This is a genomic window from Arthrobacter sp. Br18, assembly GCF_000520555.1.
In the GTDB taxonomy this organism is placed as follows: domain Bacteria; phylum Actinomycetota; class Actinomycetes; order Actinomycetales; family Micrococcaceae; genus Arthrobacter_D.
In genome coordinates this window covers 1-2,007 of record NZ_AZSA01000310.1, presented here as the reverse complement: position 1 = coordinate 2,007, position 2,007 = coordinate 1, and the positions used below count along the sequence as shown (strand labels likewise).

The following is a 2,007-nucleotide window of genomic DNA, read 5'->3' as shown; positions in this document are numbered from 1 at the left end:
GCAACCAGCCTGAACCTCCGCCCACCCAGCCGCTCACGGCGCAACCGAAAACAACAGTGGAACATCCCCGGACAGACAGGCCCGGAGATCAAACCTGCCGCCAGCCGGAAACACAATCCAAAATCAAAAACCGGCACTCACCACCAGCCCACCGGTGGATTCAGGCTAAGGGACAAGTTATTGGTCAAGTAAACTCTCAGCAGTCCCCGCCGGTGCGCATCCGATCACGTGCGCAACTCACAACGGCGGACAAGTCGAGCCCGTAGGTCGGCCCTTCGCCGGAACCGTACTCCTCGAGTCGGGCCGCACCGCGCTCGATGAGCCGGAGCGCGCCAACGCTGTTTCCCCGGGCCGCGTGGGTGAGCCCGACGCAGATCTGAGCGAGACCTTGCCAAAGGTTGCGTTCTTCGGTCGGCCCAGCTTTCCAGCGGGCCTCGAGTACCTCATGGGCGGCAAAGGACCGGCCAGCTTCCACCAGACTGCGGGCCGAGATCAATGTCTGCGCCGGCGGCAGCGGCTCCTCCGAAACTGGCTCGACGCCAGCGCTTCCGTACGGCAGCGGCCGCCCAAGAGCGTCTCGTGGACGGTCCTGCCGCGGGCGCCTTGAAGCATCCCGATCCCTGTCACCGGTCATTGCAGTTCCCCTTATAGTGACGCGTTTCCTTTTGGACAAACTGCCGGTTGGACCTGACTGTATCCATACCAAACAACATGAGAGGTCGGCTTCTTGAGCCCCTGTCTGTCAGCATTGGGTGAGACACCGCGTCCTTTCCCACTGACTCCTTAAGGGCGAGATTTGGAAACCGATTCCCTGTGACCACCGCACCTGCTTCGCCCACCGCCAACACCGACGGTGGATCCATGGCTGATCCCGAAAAACCTAGTGCAGATCGCCCCCTCCGCCGCTCCTTCACCCCAGGGGAAAAACTCTCGATCCTGGAAACTTACGAGTCCCTCGACGGCCCCGGAGCCAAGGGCGCCTTCCTCCGCCGCGAAGGCCTGTTCTCCTCCCAAATCACCACCTGGCGCCGGGCACGCGACGCCGGCGCCCTCACCGGCCTCGCCACCGCCGCCAGGCCCGTGAAGAAGAACAGCCCCGAGGCCCAGCTTGAGGCCATGAAGACCCGCGCCGAACGGGCTGAAGCGAAGCTCGCACGGACCGAGGAGGCGTTGAGCGTGATGGGAAAATTACACGCTCTCTTGGAGGACATCTCCACGAGAGCGGACAACGACAAGCCGTGAGTGCCGCAGTAGACGAGGCCTTCACCGGGCTCACCGGGCTGCTTCCCGTACGGACCATCTGCACCCTCACAGGACGCGCCCGGGCCACGCACTACCGTTCCCGGGCCCCGAAGGTCCACGGACCCAAACCCCGGCGCCCGGTCCCTGCCAACAAGCTCACCAGCGGGGAGGTGGCGCAGGTGCTGGACCGGTTGAACAGCGAGGAGTTCGCCGACAAGGCCCCGGCCCAGATCGGCGCGATCATGCTGGACCAAGGCACCTACCTGTGCTCGGAATCAAGCATGTACCGCATCCTGCGCGGCCACGGCCAGGTGCGTGAACGCCGACGCCAGGCCACCCACCCGGCGAAGAAGAAACCCGAACTCGTCGCGGTGAAACCCAACGACGTCTGGTCCTGGGACATCACCAAACTCCCCAGCCCCATCCGGGGCGTCTACTACGACCTGATGGTCATCATTGACCTGTTCTCCCGCTACGTCGTGCACTGGCACATCACCACCCGCGAGTCCGGGCTCGGCTCCAAGGACTTCATCGCCGACGCGGTCATGATCCACGGCACCCCGGGCGTGATCCACGCCGACCGGGGGACGTCCATGACGTCCAAACCGGTCGCCGAGCTGATGATCGACCTGGGCATCGACCGCAGCCATTCACGGCCCCGCGTGTCCAACGACAACCCGTATTCCGAGGCGGCGTTCAAGACCACGAAGTACCACCACTCCTACCCGGGGCGGTTTGGCTCCCGCCAGGACGCGGTCGCCTGGG

Annotated in this window: 4 protein-coding genes; 3 read left to right on the top strand and 1 reads right to left on the bottom strand. The window is 64.6% G+C overall.

Going from position 1 to position 2,007, the window contains the following annotated elements:
* A partial coding sequence (locus Y704_RS24800; RefSeq protein WP_216698943.1) for a hypothetical protein occupies positions 1-192 on the top strand: 192 nt, incomplete at its 5' end.
* Between the two features lie 4 nt (positions 193-196).
* Here Y704_RS24800 and Y704_RS0102580 read toward each other — a convergent pair.
* Entirely contained in the window at positions 197-634 is a 438-nt protein-coding gene (locus Y704_RS0102580; protein ID WP_026548951.1) for a DUF309 domain-containing protein, read from the bottom strand.
* A 227-nt stretch (positions 635-861) separates the two neighbouring features.
* On the opposite strand from Y704_RS0102580, the gene Y704_RS0102575 reads away from it, so the two are divergent.
* Both Y704_RS0102575 and Y704_RS0102570 read left to right on the top strand, forming a co-directional pair.
* A complete protein-coding gene (locus Y704_RS0102575; protein ID WP_035771354.1) occupies positions 862-1,242 on the top strand; it encodes a hypothetical protein in 381 nt (126 codons plus the stop codon).
* Positions 1,239-2,007 (top strand): IS3 family transposase (locus Y704_RS0102570; RefSeq protein WP_051476619.1); only part of this gene is annotated, 769 nt, incomplete at its 3' end. The genes Y704_RS0102575 and Y704_RS0102570, both read left to right, overlap by 4 nt.